We start from the raw sequence: 18418 nt of genomic DNA on the forward strand, positions 1-18418 counted from the left end.
CGTGAAGGTCGGCTGCATCGGGCTCGGTGACATCGCGCGGAAGGCGTACCTGCCGGTGCTCACCACCCTGCCCGGCGTCGAACTGCACCTCCAGACCCGCACGCCGGCCACCCTGGCCCGCATCGCGGAGACCCACCACATCCCCGCCGAGCGGTGCCACACCGACCTGGGCTCCCTCCTCGCACAGGGACTGGACGCGGCCTTCGTCCACGCCTCGACCTCCGCCCACGCCGAGATCGTCACCCGGCTGCTCGAGGCGGGCGTGGCGACCTACGTCGACAAGCCGCTCGCCTACGAACTGGCCGACTCCGAGCGGCTGGTGGCGCTCGCGGAGGAACGCGGCACCAGCCTCGCCGTCGGCTTCAACCGCAGGCTGGCACCCGGCTACGCGCAGTGCCTCGAGCACCCGCGCGAACTGATCCTGATGCAGAAGAACCGCGTAGGCCTCCCGGAGGACCCACGCACCCTCGTCCTCGACGACTTCATCCATGTCGTCGACACCCTGCGCTTCCTCCTCCCGGGAACCGTCGAGCACACCGACGTACGCGCACGGATCGTCGACGGGCTGATGCACCACGTCGTGCTCCAGCTGTCGGGCGACGGATTCACCGCGATCGGCGTCATGAACCGGATGAGCGGCTCGACGGAGGAGATCCTCGAGGTCTCGGGCCAGGACTCCAAGCGCGAGGTCCGCAACCTTGCCGAGATCGTCGACCACAAGGGCCAGCCCAGCGTGCGGCGGCGGGGCGACTGGGTGCCGGTGGCCCGCCAGCGCGGCATCGAGCAGGTCGTGCACGCCTTCCTCGACTCCGTACGCGCGGGGAAGGTCCTCAGCGCACAGGACGCGTTGAGGACTCACGAGCTGTGCGAGCGTGTGGTCCGCCTGGCCCTGGAGCAGGCCGCCTGAGGGCACGTACACCGCCGACCGCGCCCAGCACGGAGAGCAGCGCCACCGACGCGTACACGGGCCAGTCGCCGAACCTGACGTACAGCGTGCTGCCGGACGCCAAGGGCACCTCGTAGACCGCCGCGGTGGTGCTCTCCGTCGAGAGCGGTGCTCCGACGCGGTCACCGCCCGCCGCGTACACCGCGCTCACGCCGGTGAGCGTGGCGTGCACCATCGGCCGGCCGCTCTCCGCCGCGCGCAGAGCCGCCAGCGACGCGTGCTGCTCAGGGGCCCAGCTCTCCTGGAACGACGACGTCGCCGACTGGGCCACCAGCACCTGTGCGCCGTCCCGTGTCAGCCGCCGACTCATGTCGGGGAACGCCGACTCGAAGCAGACCAGCGGCCCGAGCCGCAGACCGGGCGCCCGCGTGCCGTCACCCGGCAGCGCCATCACCACCGGGGCGTGCCCGCGCAGCCGGTCCTCGCCCGCCGCCCGGCCCACGGAGGTGGCCCAGCCGAGCAGCGACCTGGCAGGGATGTACTCACCGAACGGGACGAGCCGCATCTTGTCGTACCGGTCCCCGGTCGGGCCGTCCGGGCCGACGAGCACCGAACTCTTGTAGATCCCCGGCGCCCCCGAGGCGTTCTCGCTCCGCGCGTCGACATTGACCAGGATCGGTGCGCCGACCTCGCCGGACAGGGCGGCCAGGCGCTCCGCCAGATCGGGCCGCGCCCGCAGGTCCGCGCCGACGCTGCTCTCGCCCCAGACCACCAGATCGGGATCGCGGCCCTTCACTTCGCGCGTCAGCTCCTCGCCGCGGTCGAAACGCCGCTCCGCGCTCAGCATGCCGCCGACGACGCCCGGCTGGACCACCGCGATCCGCACCCGGCCCGCTTCGCGCGGTTGGGGCGCCCACGCCCACACCAGGGTCACGCCGGTCGCGCAGAGGACGACGGCCGCCACAGCCGCCCTGCGGGCACTCCTGACGGCCACCACGAGCACGACCACGGTGTTGACTGCCAGCACCAGCAGGCTCACCAGCCAGACACCGCCGACCGAGGCGAGCCGCAGGGCCGGAGCCACCTCCCACTGGCTCGCGCCCAGCAGGCCCCACGGGCCGCCGAGCCCCTCCCAGGAACGGACCAGTTCGATCATGAGCCAGCCCGCGGGGACGGCCCCGACGGCCACGACCGCACGGGCCGTCGAGGGCGTCCCGCCGAGCATGGCCCGCACGAGCACCCCCCACGGCGCACACAGCAGCCCCAGCAGCGCGGCCAGCACCAGCAGGAAGACATGCAGGCTCGGCAGCAGCCAGTGATGCATTGCGATCATGAAACCGGCACCACCGAGCCAGCCCTCGAACGCCGCACGGCGGGCGGTGGGCGCGGTGCGCAGCAGCAGCATCCACGGGACCAGGGCGAGATAGGCGAACCACCACAGCGACGGTTCCGGAAAGGCGAGCGCGGGCAGCGCACCGGCCACGAGAACGACAGCGCCGCGCGATCCCCGCGAACGAAGAAACCGTTGGTGCCACCCGTCGTGCCGCGTCGTGTCCCGCCTGCCGACCGGAATTCGCATGCAGCGCCTCCTCGTCCGGCCTCGAGGGGCCACGAGCCGTTCACCACCAGTGTGCGCGAAGATCGGCGCGGGCGAACAGTGCGCCTCACCCGCCCCAGGCGCCACCGAGGAGGCGCCTGGGGCGCGGCTTCGGCCGACACCACCTCTCCGTCACGTCCGGCGTCGCCGGGTCCCGCCCCGTGTCGCCGGCGCTCGTCCGCTGCCGCGTCAGACGTCGCCCGGCTTGTCGCCGCCGCGCCGCCACTTCTCCTCGATCACCACGGACCGCAGCCGCCAGCCGGCCTCCTCCCGGGTCAGAACGAACCCGTAGCGACCACCCGACACGAACTCGTCACCCGACTCCGTCCGCATCGGATTGAGGTAGTCGGCGCGCACCTCGGCCCGGTCACCCGGATACCCGCCCAGGTCCTGGACAGTCACCCGCCGGTTCACGATGAGGTGCTGGCGCACGGGAAAGAGCCGCATCGCACGCGCCAGCCAGTCGGCGACCTCGGCCGCCGGCCCTTCGATACCGCCGGAACCGCGGTAGTCCGCCCGGCCGTCGCCCGTGAACAGCGCACGGTAGGCGTCCCAGTCGCCGTCGTCGACCGCCACCGCGTAGTCGGTGACGACGTCGTCGACGGCAAGCCTGTCCATCACGGTCGCGAGATCCACGCGCTGTGTCATCGGGTCAGTGTCGGCCAGGCGGCGTGCCAGGCCAAGAGCCGTGCACACCCGTCACCCGCACGGCGTCGGCAACGAGCCATACTCCACCCATGCGCATCGACTTCGATCCCGCCCGCTGTGACCGCGACGCCTTCTACCGGCTGATGACGGCAACCGTCGTGCCACGCCCCATCGCCTGGGTGTCCACCACCTCCGCGGACGGCACCGACAATCTCGCCCCGCACTCGTTCTTCACGATCTCGTGCGTGGCACCGCCGGTCGTCCAGTTCACCTCCGTCGGGCGCAAGGACTCGTTGCGCAACATCGAGGAGACCGGGGAGTTCGTGGTCAACTTCGCGCCGGAGAGCATGTTCGAGCAGATCAACGCCACGGCGACGGATTTTCCCCGCGGGATCAGCGAGTTCGACGCCGTCGGCGTCGCCAGGGAGCCCGGTCTGCGGGTGAAGCCGCCGCGGGTCGCGGCGTCACCCGTGGTTCTCGAGTGCGAACTCCACAGCACGCTACGGCTCGGCGACTCGACCGTCGTCTTCGGCAGGGTGGTGCACGCCGCCGTCAGCGAGGAGGTCATGGCGGAAGGACACCCGGAGGTGACCCGGCTCGCGCCGCTGACCCGGCTCGGCAAGGACGAGTGGGGCACGCTCGGCGGCGTACGCGAGATCTCCCGTGTCCCGTACAGCCGTTGGCAGGAGGCGGAGGCCGAAGCGGCCCGCTGAGGATCAGCGCCGTACGGCCTTGAGCACGACGAACTTGGGATCGCCGGCGACCACTTCGCAGTTGCCGAACAGCCGCCGCAGCCGCACGTGGTAGCCGAGATGCCGGTTGCCGACGACCCAGAGCTCACCGCCGGGCCGCAGCGCGCGGCGCGCGTCGGCGAACATCCGCCGGGCCGCCGTGTCGGTCGTCGCCCGGTGGGAGTGGAACGGCGGGTTGTTCAGGACCAGGTCCACCGACGCGTCCGCGAGGGCGGACAGCCCGTCACCGACCAGGAACTCCGCTGTGCCGGACGGCACGTTGTCGTGGAAGGTGGCCTCCGCGGAGGCCACCGCGGAGTACGACTCGTCGACGAACGTCACCTGCGCGTCGGGATCGGCCAGTGCGGCCGCCGTGCCGACCACGCCGTTGCCGCAGCCCAGGTCCACGACCCGCTCCGGGCCATGGTCCTGGGGCAGGTGGCGCAGGAAGAAGCGGGTGCCGATGTCGAGGCGTTCCGCGCAGAAGATGCCCGCGTGGTTGGTGACGGTGCGGCCGGCGAGGACTCCGGTGTCGGACGGCAGGGCGTACCGCAGCGGCCACGGGCTCGGGAGCCGGGGGAGGGCCGGGTCGGGGCTGCAGAAGATCAGCCGGGCCTTCTTCGCCGCGAGGGACGTCCTGGTCGGCCCGAGGATGCGCTCGAACAGCTTCAGCGTGGACGTGTGGATCTCCGTCACCATGCCGGTGCCGACGACGAGGGTGTCCGCGTCCACGGACGGCGCCAGCCGGTGCAACTGGTCCTCGAGCAGCGCGAGGCTCTTCGGCACGCGGATCACGAGCACATCGACGTGCTCCGGTGGTTCGTCCCGCGCGGTGAGCAGCCTCACCCTGCCCGGCTCGACGCCGCCGCGGCGAAGATTGCCGCGGGTCGCCTCCTGGCCCAGGAACGAATCGGTGATCTGGACGATCTCCCCGGTCGCGTGGGCCGCGAGGGAGGTGACAAGGGCGCCCCACCGGTCGCCGACGACGGCCACCGTGCCGGAGAGGTCCGTCGGCGCGGCGTCGTCGATGCCGTGCAGATGGCGCAGCAGGTACTCGTCGGCGGCGTCCCAGGCGCGGAGCGTGTCGCGCGGGTCCTCGGGGAAGCGGGCGAGCTCGTACGCGCCCCATGGCGTGGTCAGACGGTTCATCGTGCACTCAGGCTAGCCGAGCGGGGGAAGGCCGCTGCCCGGCCTCGGGCGGCGGTGGCCGGGCATCGGCCTCGCGGGCCGGCGCTTCCGCCCGCTGTTCGCTACGCGGCGCGCTGTACGTCCTCGCGTGCCGCAGCGGCCCACTCCACCACCAGTGCCTCGTACTCCGGACGCCGGTCCTCGGGGAGTGCGCCGTCGGCCCACAGCTCTCGGATCCGTGCGTTCAGCTCGGATGCGGACGACAAGGTTTCGGATTCGGACTCGCGGGGAAAGGCGGACATGTTTGCCAGGTTACGGCCTCGGCCCCGCGCCCGTCTTCCCCGCGAACCGCTCGCTCAGCCCCCCGACTCACCCGCGTGCGGGCTCAGCACGTCCGTCCCCACCAGGATGTACAGCAGGATTCCGAGCAGAATCCGGTAGATCACGAAGGGCATGAAGCTCTTCGTAGTGATGAACTTCATGAACCAGTTCGCGGGAGCACCTTCTCCGCCGCTGTGATCTGCGTCTTCATCCACGTCGAAAGATCAACTGGGAGAGGGTTGGGAGAAGTTGGCAGCCAATCTGTGCCCAACGTCACCACGAACCGCAGCCACCTCGCCTGCAGCGCATCCATGATCTCGCGCTCCATGGCGCTTGTCACGTTGCTGTAGACGCCCTCCACGCCGGGCAGCTCGTGACCCATCCGGGCCTCCACCGCCACCCGCCGCGCCCCACCCTCGTCGAGCCACTCCTTGTGCCCGTGACGGAGCAGGTACAGCCGCTTCCCGGCATACGTCTTCACGGCCGGCCAGCCAGGCAGCGGACGCCACCCGCCGCGGCGCTGCTCCCGCGGCTCCTGCCCATCCGCGATCTTCCGCCAGTAGTGGTAGGTGAAGTTCGCCTTGGCCAGCGGCCCGCCATTGATTGAAGGGAACACCCACTCAGACTCGTGCGACGCGCACAGCGCATCGAGGAGCTCCGCCAGGAACGGCGGGATCACCAGCGTCCGGTAGGAGTCGTACTTCGGCGGCAGCAGCGTCAGCACGCTGTCCTTCCACTGGTGCTGGTGCTGCACGCGGATCGCCGGCATCGGCTCCTCGCCGCCGCGGTACCGCTCGAGGCTCTCCTCGCGCCGCTCCTCGTCCGGGTCGGCCGTGGGCCAGGCCGGGTGGCAGAACTCCTTGCGCAGGGCGTACAGCTCCGCCGGCCGCATGCCGGTCATCGCCATCGTCCACACGAACACATAGCCCGGGAAGCCCCAGAACGTGAGCGCGTTCAACGACAGCTGGTGCACGTCCTCGACGCGCATGTCGAGCTTCTTCTCCCGCGGCTTCTTCTTGTACTTGCCGCGGCGCCGCTTGTGGCTGACGGGGGAGGCCTTGCGCAGCTCGTCCTCGACCGCGTCCTCCATCATCATCGCGAACAGGCCCAGGATCTCGCGCGCGTAGTCGTCGCCGATGTTCGGCCGGGCGCGGAGGTCTTTCTCCCAGGCGCGGTACTGGGACGGTTTGATGTCGCCGACGGCGACCTCGCCCCAGCGGGGCACGATGTACAGCCGGGACATGGACCGGCATTGACGTTCTCTCAGGTGGCCGACGTCGATGCCGTCGAGCCAGTCGCGCGCGTAGTCCTTCATCAGGACGGAGCCGTCACGTCTGCTGATGTACCGGTCGTTGCGGACGTCGGACTCGCGGTCCAGTCCGTAGGCGTAGGCCTCGGCCTTGGTGTCGAACCCGGACTGGCTGTCGTACACCTTCTTGCCGGTGTCGGGGTGGATCCGGCCGGCGTCCCATCGGACCCGCCACTTGGTGCCGCGCTTCTCGGTGTACGGCATGGAGCTCCCTTACGAGCTGAAGGAGTTGGTGCGGAAGTCGGCGGGCACCCCTGCCGCCCGACTCCGCCAGATGAACTGCGCTCCTACTTTGCCGTGCCCACGATGCAGCCGAGGCACTCTTCGCAGTTCAGTCCTTCACCCCGCACAAGCCGCCGGACGCGTTCCTGAATACGCGTATCGGTGGCCACGTTGGGGCTCAGGACACACACCATCTCGCCGTTGATCTTGAAGACGTGGGCCTCGTGCCCGGCTCCGAGATCTAGTTCGACAACTGTGCTCATAGGTCCCCCCTGTCTGCTCGCGGAGAACCCCTCCAGGTGTCTCAAAGCGTGACACGTCGAACACGTATATGGCAGGGACTAGTTGAAAGTTTCCCATCCCTGGAAGGTCACAGTCGGATCACGACGGAATGGTTGTACGGAAGTTTGTGCAGATCATGAGCCGGAGGGCAGGATTCCGCGCCTTTGCAGTTCCTTCACAACCTCATCCGTCAGCTCATCGGTCTGGCCGAGCGTCAAGTTCGGCGCCGTCAGGCGCGCGGCAGACGTGATGGCCTGTTTCAGCGCGTCCGTCATCTCGTCGAACGAGGGGCGGCTGATCTGCCCGCCCGCGATCAACTCGGTGCCGTCGGTCAGCTTGATGGAATCCGCGCCGGCGAGGACCGCCTGGCACGACCCGGGCTCGAATCCGAACCGGGTCTCGATCTTCGCGTAGGTGGATTCGCTGACGGGCCGGCCGCCCTCGACGTTGCGGTACGGGACATGGGAGAGCCCGCACGCCTCCGCGGCCTTCTCCTTGCTGGAGAAGTTGAGCGCGCGTCGGCGCTGCGTCACCAGGGCACCCAGCAAGGTCAGCTGGCGGGTGGCGTGGTCGGTTAGGGCAGCCATACCGCGGAGTATCCCAGCTACATCTAGCTACCGCTAGCAGGGATAGCAGTCGTGGCCTGTTCTTGACCGTTGGCCAGGGCCTAACGTAGCGGTACATAGAGGTGACTAGAGATGTCTAGAAGTTACCGCCGCGTACCTATAGATTCCTCTATCGAAGAACGCTAGATTCTGTGCATGGAAGAACCCCCAGCCACCACCTACCTGGTGAAAGGGGCGGCAATCCGCACACGCCGTAAGGAGCTCGGCATGACGCAAGCCGAGTGCGCTGCCGCCGCCCGGATAAGCCGGCCCTACCTGAGCCAGCTCGAGACCAGAGCGCGGCAGAACCTCACACCCCCCACGTACAAGGCGCTCCGCACCGCCCTCGACGTGCAGCTTCACGACACCCAGCTCCTCGACCAGCAGGAGCCCCACCGAAAGGACTGACATGGCCACCCCCCAGGCCCCGGCTAAGCCCATCCTCGAGAACTTCTACAGCGTCGCCGAAGCCGCGATCCGCCTCGGACTCCGCGACCGGGACGACGACAGCAAGAAGGGCGAGAAGTGGCTCCGCGACGGAGTCAACCTGAGCGGCTGGCCCTGCCACCGCCTCGCCGGACAGCTGAAGTTCTCCGACTCGGACCTCGCCGCGATCGCGGAAATCCACCGCAACAAGGTCGACGGCAGGTCCGGCCCCCGCCGGACCCGCCGCACCCGCAAGCCGTCGGCCGGCACCCCGGCCCAGCGCGCCGCCTAAAGCGGCAAACGGCCCCAACCGCCAGTGACCAGACCGGCAATCGGGGCCTGGATCCACCACCCAGAACCCTGAAGAACAGGAGTGGACCGTGTCCACATTCTCGCAGAACCCTGAACTTCCCTCCGACTTCGACCAGATCATGTGCGGCGTCCCGGTGCTCTCCGCCTGGGAAGCGATGTTCACCGAGGCCGAGGAGACGCTGCTCGCGTCCCGGCTCGGCGAGTTCCAGGTCGAGGAGATCGGCCGCACCGCCTTCAACTCGCTGCCCGAGTCCGAGAAGGAAGCGGCGCTCGACGTCCTCTTCTACACGTACTGGTCCGCACGGCAGGACCAGCTCGACGCCCGTGCCCGGTCCCAGGCGGGTGAGTGACGTGGCGACTGTGACCCCGAAGCCCGCCGTCCCGGCGAGTGACGAGCTGGCCGGCTGCATCGCCGAGCAGGCGCACCTCCTCGACCCGGCCGACCCGCTGTTCGTCCGCCTCGTCTGCGAGCACGACGACTGCTGCAGCACGGATGCGGACTATCCGAACTGGACCCCCGGAGGCCAGGCATGAGCGCACGCGAGGATCTGGACGCGTACATCGCGCGTCACGTCGACCACGACCCCGAGTTCCCCGCGAAGCTCGACGCGTTCCAAGCGGCCGTCATCGCGGAACGTGACGCGCAGATCATCGCCTGGCTCGCCAAGAAGGCCGCCGAGTACGGCGTCTCCAACCGAGACGCCAGGTCGAAGGCCGAAGCCGTCGGACGCATGGCCGACAAGCTCAGCCGCGGAGCAGTCCGGTGACGGCCCGCACGGAGACGGTCGTGTCCCCGCTGCTGTCGGACCCGCCTCCCGCACCCGCGGCCCGCAAGTCCGGACGCATCGAGCCGTCCGCCGACTACCGGGCCACCGTCGCCGCCGGCTACCTCGAGACCGACGTCGACAAGTGGTTCGACAGCCTCCCCGGGACCGCGTCGTGACCGCCCCGGCGCCGTTCCTCAACGCACCGCTGCTGGCCCTGCTGCACCTGGCGATCGCCGTCTACGAGCAGCAGCTGAAGGCCACCAACCAGGCCATCGGCGACCTGAAACGAGGCCGCCGATGAGCCGCCTCCTCAACCCGCTCGGCGTCCTCGCCGCAGCCGCCATCTCCGCCGGGCTCATCGCCCTAGGCCGACACCTCTGGGGAACCTCATGACCGACCGCATCGCCGAGATCCAGAAGCGCGCCGACGCCGCCACCAGCGGACCGTGGTGCACCGACAGCTGGGAGATCTACCAGGGCACCGAGTACATGCCCGGGATCTCCATGTGGATCGGCGAGACCTGCCGCGGCATGACCAGCATGGAGCAGGACCGCGCCGACGCCGCATTCGTCGCCGCCGCCCGGACCGACATCCCGTGGCTGATCGCCGAAGTCACCCGCCTCCGGGGCGAGGTCGACAGCCTGGCCGCCGAGAACGCCGTCCTCGAGCGGGCCCTCGGCCTCAACGAGGAGGCGGCGGCATGAGCAGCACCATGGAATGGATCCGCCGCACCTACGACGTGCCCGCCCGACACGGCATGCGCATCGAGTACGACGGCAAGCCCGCCACGATCGTCGGGACTCGCGGACCGTACCTCGCCTTCCGCGTCGACGGCGAGAAGCGCATCGCGGCCGACCACCCGACCTACCGGATCGTCTATCCGGCCGTCCCGGAGCCTGTCCGGCCGCGCGGCTGGTGCAAGCACTGCATGCAGGACCGGGCCATGACTGCTGACGGGGTGATGGGCCGCCACCACTGGAGTGGCCGCAGTTACTCGGCGTACAGCAGCAAGAGCAAGCGCTGGTCCAAGCCGTGCCCCGGCACCGGCAAGGCGCCGTGGAAGCCCGTCCGTAACCAGACCCACCCCGGCGAGCAGCGGCAGGAGGCGGCGGCATGAGCCTCCTGCACCCGCTCGGCCGGCACCGGCTCGACCTCGCCGAGCAGCGCAACCAGCTCGAGCACCAGCTCGACCAGGCCGGCATCGAACTCTCCGGCATCCGCTACGACCTCGAGCAGGCCGTCGCCGAGATCCGCCGCCTCCAGAGGCAGCGCATCCGCGACGCCGCCGACAAGCAGCGCCTCCGCCAAGCCGTCATCGACGCCCGACCGCGCATAAGGGTCATCGACACCCAGCTCGTCAGGCCCTACGCGCCCGTCGTCCAGCTGCCCTACACCAGCCCGGCCGACGCCGCCTAAGACCGCCCGCCGGACTGACGGATGACACCGGCCCCAGCCGGCGGGCCCACAACCCCGGACGTCCCCGCCCGAAGGAAGCGGGCGGGGACGCCACCCCAGCATCCCAGAAGGAGCAGCAGTGACCACCACGACAGAGAGCACCATCACCGACCCCGAGATGGAAGCCACCCACTACGGCATCGCCGTTGCCTACATCGGCGACGACGGCGAAACCCTCATGGCACTCGGCCACCACGGCAAGCGCCGCACCTTCGCCGCGTTCAACCGGCACGCCCGCGTCTTCGTCGGCCTCATCAACCTCGCCGACGACCGGGCCGAGACGCTCGAAGGCTGGCTGGACGACATGAAGGAGACGCGGGCCGTGTTCCGGACCCCGGACCCCTCGCAGGGCGAACACCCCGACATGCAGTGGTACGCCGACTGGTCCGACCCCGACGCCCCCGGCGCCGTACCCGTCACCCTCCTCGACCTCTGACCCCCTGACCGGCCGCGTGACCACCACCGCGGCCAGGCCCGCCCCAAGCCCCCAGCGCGGGGCGGGCCACCCAAGACCCGCAAGGAGAGCCATGCTCATCCGCCTCGGCCGCTGGACGTTCGACGTCTTCCAGCGCGCCCTCCACATCACCCGCGAACCCGACCCGAACTGTGCTGACTGCAACGGCTCCGGCGGCGGATGGATGCCCATCACCCTCGGCGCCGACTGGGACGAATGCGGCTGCCTCGACCAGCTCCGCACCTGGCGCCTCCCCCTCGCACCCCGCCGCCGCGCCACCTACACGACGGAGCCCTTCTAGTGACCAGCGAAGAGTTCCCGGCGCCCCAGTGCCCGGAAGCCCTCTACAACCGCGACACCGGCGATCTCCTCCGCTGCGTCCAGCAAGGCCGACACGACTGGCACCGGACGCCCGGCGGTACCGAGTGGCGCGTCCCCGTCGACGTCGACCAGGAAACGGAGTGCCCGTTCTGATGATCATCTGCGCCCGCTGTCACAAGGAAGCCGACCCGTTCAAGCGCTGCCCCGAAGGCCCCGTCTGTGAGGACTGCCTCACTGAACAGGACGGTGCCGAGTGACCACCGCCCTCGACGCGCCCACCCTCGGCCTGCACACCGACCTGTCGAACGACGAATACCACGCCGACAAGACGTCGCTCTCCTCGTCCGGCGCCCGCAAGCTCCTCCCACCGTCCTGCCCTGCCAAATTCCGCCACGAGCAGGACCACCCCCAAGCACCGACCAAGACGTTCGACTACGGCAACGCCGCCCACAAGCTCGTCCTCGGCAACGGACCCGAGCTCACCGTCATCAGCCACGACACCTGGAACACCAGCGCCGCAAAGGCCGAAGTCGCCGAAGCCCGCGAGCGCGGCGCCATCCCACTCAAGCAAGCCGAGATGGACATGGTCACAGCCATGGCCGACGCCATCCGCCGCCACCCCCTCGCCGCAGCCCTCCTCGACCCCGCCTACGGAGCACCCGAACAGTCCGGCTTCTGGATCGACGGACCCACCGGAATCCGACGCCGAGTCCGCTTCGACTGGCTCCCCTCCATCCAAGGCGGCCGGCTGATCATCCCCGACTACAAGACCACCACCGACGCCAGCAACGACGCCATGCAGAAGGACATCGCCAAGTACGGCTACAACCAGCAAGCCGACTGGTACGAGGAAGCCGCCCGAGCCCTCGGCCTCGGCGGCACCGACGCCGAACTACTCCTCATCGCACAGGAGAAGAAGCCCCCGTACCTGGTCAACGTCATCGGCATCGAGTTCGGATCCCGCGTCATCGCCGGCGCCAAGAACCGCCGCGCCATCGAGACCTTCGCCGAATGCACCGCCACCGGCTACTGGCCCGGCTACGCCGACAACGAACCCAACTACCTCGCCCTCCCGGCTACGCCGAGAACACCGACAAGGAGCTCTACCTGTGAACTTCCCCGCCCAAGCGCCTGCCCCCACAAGCACCGATCGCATCGGCCAGAGCACGGCCGTCGAACAGTCCCGCGCCGTCGCCGAAGTCCAGGCCGCCATCTACGTGGCCCGCCAGTTCCCCCGCGAGATCGGCCGCTCCCGCAACGCCATGCAGTCCGCCTGCGCGTCCATGGCCCTCGCCGGGAAGGCGTTCTACCGCTTCCCGCGAGCGGGCGGCGCCGTCGAAGGCTCCACCATCCACCTCGCCAAGACCCTCGCCCAGACGTGGGGCAACATCCAGTACGGCGTCTCCGAGATGCGCCGCGACGACAGCTACCGCCAGTCCGAAATGCAGGCCTGGGCCTGGGACGTCGAGGCCAATACCCGGCACGTCCTCACCTTCATCGTCCCGCACGCCAAGTTCGCCGGCGGCAAGGTCAAGGCGCTCGAGGATCTGCGCGACATCTACGAGAACAACGCCAACAACGGCGCCCGCCGCCTGCGGGAAGCGATCTTCGCTGTAATCCCGGACTGGTTCATCGAAGAGGCCGAAGAGCTGTGCCGGGAGACCTTGAACAAGGGCGACGGCAAGCCGCTCGAGCAGCGCATCGAAGGCGCCATCCAGGTCTTCGCCGGACTCGGAGTCACCGCCGACCGACTCGAGCAGAAGCTCGGCCGCAAGCGCGACCAGTGGACCGGCGCCGACATCGCCCAGCTCCTCATCACCCACAAGTCGATCCAGCGCCGAGAGATCGCCGTCGACGACGAGTTCCCGCAGGCCCGCATCACCGCAGCGGAGATCAAGGGCAACGCCAGCCGCGGCACGCAGTCCACGCCGACACCGGACGACGACCCGTGGGCCGGCCAGCAAGTCGCTCAGCCCGGATCCGGCAAACCCCAGTAGCAGCACTCGGCCGCCCGCGCCGGAATCGCGGGCGGCCACCCCTCAGGAAACCACAGCGAGAGGACAAGCCATGACCTCCGTGCAGCCCGCCCTCGACGGCTCCATACCCGCACCCAAGGTGCCCGCGGCCCGCCGGCGTGTCGACGACTACGAAACGTGGGTCGACGAAGTGTGGCCCACCTTCGTCAAAGCCGCAGCCACCGGCCAGCCCTTCACCTCATGGGACATAGCCGACGCCCACAAACTCCCCGAGCCGCCGAACAGCCGCTCCCACTGGGGCAACCTGATCAGCCGCCTGCGGAACGAAGGGCTGATCACCCACTACGGGTGGACCAACAGCCACCGCCCCGGCGACAACGACTCCGGCGTCAAGGTCTGGAAAGGCACCCGCGCCGCCCGCCAGCAGCAGGGCAGGGCCGCCGCATGACCGCCGTCGACTTCCTCTTCGCCGCCGGCTACCTCGCCCTCGTCGGCCTCTTCGCCCGCGCCGTCTGCCGTCGCCTCCCCGGCGGCCGTGCCCACCGCCAAGCCGAACGCCGAGCCCAAGTCGCCCGCGAGCTCGCCGCATACCGACTCTGGCGCCTCAACCCACCCCGCATCGACACCACCCCCGGCGACCCCTACAGCGACCTCCGCCTCGAAGCCGAACTCATCGCAGCAGCCAGCAGGAAGGAGCAGGTCTCATGACCACCGCCCGCGAACTCCCGGCCCACGGGACCTACGCCCGAGCCCGCGGCAACCACCGCAGCGGCGCCCAGCGCTGCCGCTGCTACCCCTGCCGCGCAGCCGAAGGCGCCTACGCCAAGCGGCGCAAGTACCTCCAAGCATCCGGGCGCCCCCTCCTCGCCGACGCCGCCCCGATCGCAGCACACCTCAAGCGCCTCACCGCAGCCGGCGACTCCCTCACCGTCATCGCCGACCAGATCGGCTACTCCCGCAGCACCCTCGCCAACATCGTCAGCGGCCGAACCCGGCGAGTCCGCAGCGCCCTGGCCGACAAGATCCTTGCCATCCGGCCCGGCAAAGCCATGGCCAGCAACAAGTCAGTCCCCGCGATCGGCTCCGTCCGCCGGCTCCGGGCGCTCGCCGCCCTCGGCCACTACCTCAAGGACATCGCAGCAGCGGCAGGCATCGACCAGTCCACGGCCAGCTATGTGCTCAACGGCCACCCCGAGACGGTGCAGTACGACCTCGCACTCCGCATCGACCGCGGCTACCGGCAGCTCGGCACTCGCCGCGGAGGCTCCATCCGCATCCTGCGCCGAGCTGAGCGAGAGCAGTGGGCGCCGCCCGCGGCATGGGACGACGACCAGATCGACGACCCGAACGGCACGCCCGACGCCGGCGACAGCGCCGAGATGAACCGCGACGAGCTCGCCGAGTACCGCCGCCAGGAGATCGCCCACCTCGCCGCGTTCAACGTGCCCGAACACGAGATCGCCCAGCGCCTCGGCATGAGCCCCCACTACGTCCACGACCTCATCCGCGACCGGCTCACCGAAGCCGCCTGAACGCACGACAAAGGCCCCGCACAGCGGGGCCAGGAAGGAGGGGACGTGTCAGGACTTCGGAGCAGGCGCGATCTTCGCAACCCACTCGCGGGTGAAGCCGGTCAGCTTCGCCATGTGCGACGGGCCCTTGCCCTCGGCGCGCCCCTTCACCAGGAGCGCACGCAGCTCGGCGTCAGCGTCGTTGAAGGCCTTCTCGGCTCGAGCACGCTTCTTCGCTGCGGTCTGAATCTCCAGGTCGAGGGTGTCCATGCAGCACATGTTGGCATAGGCCACCCCATCCGCGCTACGCGAACGCGCATAGTGGTCGCGAATCTCGACCGCGAACGCTATTCTCATCTCGTGAGGGTGAACACCCCCACCGCATCGCCCCCATGAGGGCTGTCACGAATCACCAATCTCCAGCCGCGACACCCCTCACGAGAAGGAAGAACCCATGGGCTACCAGCTACGCCGCTGGTTCGAAGACCGGCTCCCACAGGAGATCTCCTCTGGCGAGCGCGTCGTCGCCCTGGCCATCGCCGACCTCGTGTGGGACGACAGTCGCATCGGCTATGGCAAGAAGTTCATGGCCAAGCTGCTCCACAAGACGGGCTTCGAGAACGAGGCCCAGCTCGGCAAGGTGCTCGGCAAGCTCGCCGGCCGGGGGATCGAGCTGCGCGTCCCGATCTGCGGGCAGGACGGCAAGCCCCTCAGGAACAAGCGCGGGCAGCTGGTGTACGCGCACCGAGGGCACCAGCGCACGTTCCGCGTGCCGCTGGAGTCCGAGTTCCCGGGACGGGCCGCACCGTACTGGAACGACGACGAAGAAAGGTCACCCGACAGGGAGACCAATAGCTGGTTCACCGACGAAAGGTCACCCGCTAGGGAGACCTTTAAGGCCGAAAGCTCACCCGCCAGGGAGGGCTATAGGGGAGAAAGGTCACCCGCTAGGGAGTCAATGGTCACCCAGGCGGGAGACCCTATCCCCCTAACCACACCTTCCTTCCCTCCCTCCGTGACCCCCCGCCCCCGCGCTGCTGAAGGGAAGGCCGGAAGCAGCAAGCAGCAGGACCCGGCACTCACCGCCGCTACTGCCTTCCTGCAGAACCTGCCTCAGCCGTGGTCCGTCGGCCGCGTCACCGCCAGCGCCATGGCCCCCCAACTGCTCGAGGTCATCACCGAGCAGGGCTGGCAGCTGGACGACGAGCTCGTCACGAAGCTCACCGAACGCCCAGAAGGCGTCAAGCAGCCGTCAGCTGTGCTGCGTCTCCGGATCAACGACCTGCCCAAGGCCCCGCGGCAGCACGCCCCCACGACCGGCCCGTCGCTGCCGCCCTGGTGCGGCGAATGCGGAGACGGCAACCCGGCTGCCGAGTTCAACGCCAAGTTCCGCAAGGCCCCCGGCTCCAGCAAGCCGTGCCTCAACTGCCACCCCGAAACCCAGACCGCTGAAGCGGCCTAGCCAAGGAATCCAGTGACCCTCTACGACGACGCCCCGCCCGTCACCCTCGACCGTGTACCGCCCCACGACCTCGACGCCGAATGCGCCGTCCTCGGCTCGATGATGCTCGCCCGTAACGCCACCCTCGACGTCGTCGAAGTCGTCGACGGAGTGAAGCAGCCCTTCTACAAGCCGGCTCACGAGACCATCTTCAACACGATGCTCGCCCTCTACGCGGGCGGGCAGCCCCTCGACCCGATCACCGTCACCAACCGGCTGCAGCAGGACGGCAGCCTCGAGCGCGTCGGCGGCGGCCTCTACATCCACGGCCTCGTCAACTCGGTCCCCACCGCCGCGCATGCCACCCACTACGCCGAGATTCTCCGCGACCACGCCCTCCTGCGAGCCGTCATCCAGACCGGCACGGAGCTCGTGCAGATGGGGTACCGCGCCCAGGCCGCCCACGACACTGCGGCACAGATCGTCGACACCGCCGCCGCGAACCTGCAGGAACTCACCACCGCCGCGAAGGGCGGCATCGAGTCCCGCGAGTGGATGCTCGACCGCGTCGTCGACGCCGTCCTCGATGAGTACGACAACCCCCGCGACGACGTCCTGCCCCTGCCGTGGGCCGACCTCCAGTCCGTCGCCCCGATGGAACCCGGCGACCTGGTCGTCATCGCGGGCCGCCCGGCCATGGGCAAGAGCCTCGTCCTCCTCGGCATCGGCCGGCACGTGTCCATCAAGCACCGCCGCGGCGTCCTCATCGCCTCGATGGAGATGTCCCACGTGCAGATGGGGCAGCGCCTCGTCGCAGCCGAGGCCCGCGTACCGCTGCACGGTCTGCGCGCCCGCACCCTCGACCGCCAGCAGTACGCAGCCGTGCGGGAAGCGCGCGAACGGATCCGCCGCTCGCCGCTGCGCATCGACGACACCCCGGCCGTGCCCGTCTCGAAGTGGCGCCGCAAGTTGCGGCAGCTGCAGGCGAAGGACGAACTGCCCGCGGCGCTGATCGTTGACTACCTGCAGATCGCGAAGGCCGAGACCAAGGCGCAGAACCGCGTCATCGAGGTCGACTCGATCGCGGTTGGGCTGAAGGCTCTGGCCCAGGAGTTCAAGATCGTGGTCATTGCTGCGGCTCAGCTCAACCGCGTGAGCGAGCACCGCACCGACAAGACCCCGACCCTGTCGGACCTCCGCGAATCCGGCGGCATCGAGAACAACGCCAACATCGTGATCCTCCTGCACCGCGAGGACTACTACGACCGCGAGTCCCCCCGCGCCGGCGAGTTCGACTTCATCGTCGCCAAGAACCGCATGGGCCACAACGCCACCGTCACCACCGCCTGGCAAGGCCACTACGCCCGAATTGTCGACATGGAGGCATCATGACCACCCGCGACACCGACCTTCAGGCGATCTGCGACACCTGCCTCACCGCCATCACGGATGGCGAAGGCCACGTCTGGATCGACCAAGACCTCACCCGCCGCGCAGCCCGTCGGCAGCAGGGCCAGCCCACCGACTGGGACGACTCCGACGACATCAAGGGCATCACCGTCGACGGCGGCATCCCCTGGAACACCACCCACACCGCCTGCGCACCGCAGAAGCCAGCCTGGGCCTACGCCATCCCCGTCGAACGGATCAATACCTGGCCCGCGTTCCTTCACTGGACGGCCCACTTGATGAACAAGGGCTGGGTCGAGGTCACCAACTGGGACATGTTCATCCTCCAGAGCGTCGAGCCGCAGCGCGGGGCTGTATCCGGTCTCCGCCCTGCCCGCCCGCAAGACCTTGAGTTCCGGGGGGTCGGCTCATGACGGACACCTGCCCGAACTGCCTGGCCCCGGCATACCGCCCGCGAAGGAACGGCGCCGCGGCGACCAGATCGCCCACGGCTACATCTGCCGCTGCGGACACCGCTGGGCCACCACCCGATCCGCCGCCGCATACGCCGAGCCGCGCCGACCCCAGGCCCGCGCCGCATGACCCCGGCCGGCCCCACACCCGTACCCACCACCCC

At 69.4% G+C, this 18418-nt stretch carries 29 protein-coding genes and 2 pseudogenes; 23 read left to right on the forward strand and 8 right to left on the reverse strand.

Features of this window, described 5'->3' with window-relative positions; all coding sequences use genetic code 11:
• Window position 1: 1 nt before the first annotated feature.
• A complete protein-coding gene (locus GLX30_RS29970) occupies window positions 2–907 on the forward strand; it encodes a Gfo/Idh/MocA family oxidoreductase (protein WP_159694069.1) in 906 nt (301 codons plus the stop codon).
• On the opposite strand, the gene lnt is transcribed toward GLX30_RS29970, so the two are convergent.
• Both lnt and GLX30_RS29980 read right to left on the reverse strand, forming a co-directional pair.
• Window positions 831–2465 carry an apolipoprotein N-acyltransferase gene (gene lnt, locus GLX30_RS29975; protein WP_159694072.1) on the reverse strand — a complete coding sequence of 545 codons (1635 nt, stop codon included), beginning with the start codon at window positions 2463–2465 and terminating at the stop codon, window positions 831–833. The two genes, GLX30_RS29970 and lnt, sit on opposite strands and share 77 nt — an antisense overlap.
• Before the next feature lie 207 nt (window positions 2466–2672).
• The gene (locus GLX30_RS29980; protein WP_208545513.1) at window positions 2673–3131 is read right to left on the reverse strand and encodes a nuclear transport factor 2 family protein; all 459 of its coding nucleotides are present in this window, start codon (window positions 3129–3131) and stop codon (window positions 2673–2675) included.
• An 89-nt stretch (window positions 3132–3220) separates the two neighbouring features.
• Between GLX30_RS29980 and GLX30_RS29985 the strand changes: the two genes are divergently transcribed.
• Entirely contained in the window at window positions 3221–3844 is a 624-nt protein-coding gene (locus GLX30_RS29985) for a flavin reductase family protein (RefSeq protein WP_159694074.1), read from the forward strand.
• Window positions 3845–3847: 3 nt separating this feature from the next.
• Here GLX30_RS29985 and GLX30_RS29990 read toward each other — a convergent pair whose 3' ends face one another.
• The 5 genes and pseudogenes from GLX30_RS29990 to GLX30_RS30005 all read right to left on the reverse strand — a co-directional run bounded on the left by GLX30_RS29990 (window position 3848) and on the right by GLX30_RS30005 (window position 7711).
• Window positions 3848–5011, reverse strand: coding sequence for a methyltransferase (locus GLX30_RS29990; RefSeq protein WP_167306877.1), 1164 nt, complete (start codon window positions 5009–5011; stop codon window positions 3848–3850).
• Window positions 5012–5112: 101 nt separating this feature from the next.
• A complete protein-coding gene (locus tag GLX30_RS29995; RefSeq protein ID WP_159694076.1) occupies window positions 5113–5292 on the reverse strand; it encodes a hypothetical protein in 180 nt (59 codons plus the stop codon).
• A 54-nt stretch (window positions 5293–5346) separates the two neighbouring features.
• Window positions 5347–5478, reverse strand: a pseudogene (locus GLX30_RS35555) (undecaprenyl-diphosphatase); the annotation flags it as partial.
• Window positions 5469–6824: an integrase gene (locus GLX30_RS30000; RefSeq protein ID WP_159694078.1), complete on the reverse strand. Its 1356-nt coding sequence runs from the start codon at window positions 6822–6824 to the stop codon at window positions 5469–5471. The gene GLX30_RS30000 and the pseudogene GLX30_RS35555, both read right to left, overlap by 10 nt.
• Window positions 6825–7258: 434 nt before the next feature.
• On the reverse strand, window positions 7259–7711 hold the full coding sequence (locus GLX30_RS30005) for a hypothetical protein (protein WP_159694080.1): 453 nt from the start codon (window positions 7709–7711) through the stop codon (window positions 7259–7261).
• Window positions 7712–7885: 174 nt separating this feature from the next.
• Between GLX30_RS30005 and GLX30_RS30010 the strand changes: the two genes are divergently transcribed.
• From GLX30_RS30010 to GLX30_RS30090, 18 genes and pseudogenes are all read left to right on the forward strand, one after another.
• Window positions 7886–8137 carry a helix-turn-helix transcriptional regulator gene (locus tag GLX30_RS30010; protein WP_159694082.1) on the forward strand — a complete coding sequence of 84 codons (252 nt, stop codon included), beginning with the start codon at window positions 7886–7888 and terminating at the stop codon, window positions 8135–8137.
• A gap of 1 nt (window position 8138) precedes the next feature.
• Entirely contained in the window at window positions 8139–8447 is a 309-nt protein-coding gene (locus tag GLX30_RS30015) for a hypothetical protein (RefSeq protein ID WP_159694084.1), read from the forward strand.
• A gap of 88 nt (window positions 8448–8535) precedes the next feature.
• Entirely contained in the window at window positions 8536–8817 is a 282-nt protein-coding gene (locus tag GLX30_RS30020; protein WP_159694085.1) for a hypothetical protein, read from the forward strand.
• Between the two features lies 1 nt (window position 8818).
• Window positions 8819–9001, forward strand: a complete 183-nt coding sequence (locus GLX30_RS30025) for a hypothetical protein (RefSeq protein WP_159694087.1) — start codon at window positions 8819–8821, stop codon at window positions 8999–9001.
• Entirely contained in the window at window positions 8998–9234 is a 237-nt protein-coding gene (locus tag GLX30_RS30030; RefSeq protein WP_159694089.1) for a hypothetical protein, read from the forward strand. Before GLX30_RS30025 ends, GLX30_RS30030 begins: the two co-directional genes overlap by 4 nt.
• The gene (locus GLX30_RS30035) at window positions 9231–9410 is read left to right on the forward strand and encodes a hypothetical protein (RefSeq protein ID WP_159694091.1); all 180 of its coding nucleotides are present in this window, start codon (window positions 9231–9233) and stop codon (window positions 9408–9410) included. The genes GLX30_RS30030 and GLX30_RS30035 overlap by 4 nt, the downstream gene beginning before the upstream one ends.
• Entirely contained in the window at window positions 9407–9535 is a 129-nt protein-coding gene (locus GLX30_RS35955; protein WP_279632612.1) for a hypothetical protein, read from the forward strand. The genes GLX30_RS30035 and GLX30_RS35955 overlap by 4 nt, the downstream gene beginning before the upstream one ends.
• A gap of 88 nt (window positions 9536–9623) precedes the next feature.
• Window positions 9624–9938 (forward strand): hypothetical protein, encoded by a 315-nt coding sequence (locus GLX30_RS30040; protein ID WP_159694093.1) that lies wholly within the window; start codon window positions 9624–9626, stop codon window positions 9936–9938.
• On the forward strand, window positions 9935–10351 hold the full coding sequence (locus GLX30_RS30045; protein WP_159694095.1) for a hypothetical protein: 417 nt from the start codon (window positions 9935–9937) through the stop codon (window positions 10349–10351). Before GLX30_RS30040 ends, GLX30_RS30045 begins: the two co-directional genes overlap by 4 nt.
• Window positions 10348–10650, forward strand: coding sequence for a hypothetical protein (locus GLX30_RS30050; RefSeq protein ID WP_159694097.1), 303 nt, complete (start codon window positions 10348–10350; stop codon window positions 10648–10650). Before GLX30_RS30045 ends, GLX30_RS30050 begins: the two co-directional genes overlap by 4 nt.
• A 118-nt stretch (window positions 10651–10768) precedes the next feature.
• Window positions 10769–11125, forward strand: a complete 357-nt coding sequence (locus tag GLX30_RS30055; RefSeq protein WP_159694098.1) for a hypothetical protein — start codon at window positions 10769–10771, stop codon at window positions 11123–11125.
• A 91-nt stretch (window positions 11126–11216) separates the two neighbouring features.
• Complete coding sequence (locus GLX30_RS30060) at window positions 11217–11444, forward strand: hypothetical protein (protein WP_159694099.1); 228 nt, start codon at window positions 11217–11219, stop codon at window positions 11442–11444.
• Window positions 11444–11617, forward strand: a complete 174-nt coding sequence (locus GLX30_RS30065) for a hypothetical protein (RefSeq protein ID WP_159694100.1) — start codon at window positions 11444–11446, stop codon at window positions 11615–11617. The genes GLX30_RS30060 and GLX30_RS30065 overlap by 1 nt, the downstream gene beginning before the upstream one ends.
• Window positions 11618–11717: 100 nt before the next feature.
• Window positions 11718–12452 (forward strand): annotated as a pseudogene (locus GLX30_RS30070) (PD-(D/E)XK nuclease-like domain-containing protein); the annotation flags it as partial.
• Window positions 12453–12573: 121 nt separating this feature from the next.
• Window positions 12574–13461: a hypothetical protein gene (locus GLX30_RS30075; RefSeq protein ID WP_159694101.1), complete on the forward strand. Its 888-nt coding sequence runs from the start codon at window positions 12574–12576 to the stop codon at window positions 13459–13461.
• Window positions 13462–13531: 70 nt separating this feature from the next.
• The gene (locus tag GLX30_RS30080) at window positions 13532–13888 is read left to right on the forward strand and encodes a hypothetical protein (protein ID WP_159694102.1); all 357 of its coding nucleotides are present in this window, start codon (window positions 13532–13534) and stop codon (window positions 13886–13888) included.
• On the forward strand, window positions 13885–14148 hold the full coding sequence (locus GLX30_RS30085) for a hypothetical protein (RefSeq protein ID WP_159694103.1): 264 nt from the start codon (window positions 13885–13887) through the stop codon (window positions 14146–14148). Before GLX30_RS30080 ends, GLX30_RS30085 begins: the two co-directional genes overlap by 4 nt.
• Window positions 14145–14972: a LacI family DNA-binding transcriptional regulator gene (locus tag GLX30_RS30090; RefSeq protein ID WP_159694104.1), complete on the forward strand. Its 828-nt coding sequence runs from the start codon at window positions 14145–14147 to the stop codon at window positions 14970–14972. The genes GLX30_RS30085 and GLX30_RS30090 overlap by 4 nt, the downstream gene beginning before the upstream one ends.
• A gap of 48 nt (window positions 14973–15020) precedes the next feature.
• On the opposite strand, the gene GLX30_RS30095 is transcribed toward GLX30_RS30090, so the two are convergent.
• Window positions 15021–15308, reverse strand: coding sequence for a hypothetical protein (locus tag GLX30_RS30095; RefSeq protein WP_159694105.1), 288 nt, complete (start codon window positions 15306–15308; stop codon window positions 15021–15023).
• Window positions 15309–15405: 97 nt separating this feature from the next.
• On the opposite strand from GLX30_RS30095, the gene GLX30_RS30100 reads away from it, so the two are divergent.
• From GLX30_RS30100 to GLX30_RS30110, 3 genes are read left to right on the forward strand one after another with little or no spacing between them, the layout of a single operon-like run.
• Window positions 15406–16413: a hypothetical protein gene (locus tag GLX30_RS30100; RefSeq protein WP_159694106.1), complete on the forward strand. Its 1008-nt coding sequence runs from the start codon at window positions 15406–15408 to the stop codon at window positions 16411–16413.
• A 12-nt stretch (window positions 16414–16425) separates the two neighbouring features.
• A complete protein-coding gene (locus GLX30_RS30105) occupies window positions 16426–17784 on the forward strand; it encodes a replicative DNA helicase (protein WP_159694107.1) in 1359 nt (452 codons plus the stop codon).
• A complete protein-coding gene (locus GLX30_RS30110; RefSeq protein ID WP_159694108.1) occupies window positions 17781–18215 on the forward strand; it encodes a hypothetical protein in 435 nt (144 codons plus the stop codon). Before GLX30_RS30105 ends, GLX30_RS30110 begins: the two co-directional genes overlap by 4 nt.
• Window positions 18216–18418 lie beyond the last annotated feature (203 nt).

It is taken from the genome of Streptomyces sp. Tu 2975 (assembly GCF_009832925.1).
Taxonomy (GTDB): Bacteria; Actinomycetota; Actinomycetes; order Streptomycetales; family Streptomycetaceae; genus Streptomyces.